The sequence below is a fragment of the Bacillus sp. SIMBA_005 genome (assembly GCF_046535585.1).
Lineage (GTDB): Bacteria > Bacillota > Bacilli > Bacillales > Bacillaceae > Bacillus > Bacillus pumilus.
The window spans coordinates 1-261 of record NZ_JAWRWI010000629.1 but is presented as its reverse complement, the minus strand read 5'-3'; the positions used below and the strand labels follow the sequence as shown (position 1 = coordinate 261).

The window sequence follows — 261 nt, the reverse complement described above, 5'->3', positions numbered from 1 at the left end:
GGGGCGAGGACCCGAACCCGGCGTTCGAGTCCGGTGACGTCGACGGGTACTCGGACACGGGATCCTTCGTCGCGCACCCCCCGCTCGGCAAGTGGCTCATCGGGCTGGGGCTCGCGCTGTTCGGCCATGGTCCACTCGGCTGGCGCGTCATGACGGCCCTCGTCGGCACCGCACTCGTGCCGCTGCTGTTCGCGGTCGCGCAGAAGATCACTCGATCCGGCCCGCTCGGCATCTCCGCCGCGTTGCTGCTCGCGATCGACC

The 261-nt window shown here is 70.9% G+C and carries 1 protein-coding gene; it reads left to right on the top strand.

Annotation, left to right across the window (positions count from 1 at the left end; all coding sequences use genetic code 11):
- On the top strand, positions 1-261 hold a 261-nt coding region (locus SB660_RS21595), incomplete at both ends, for a glycosyltransferase family 39 protein (protein WP_410584464.1).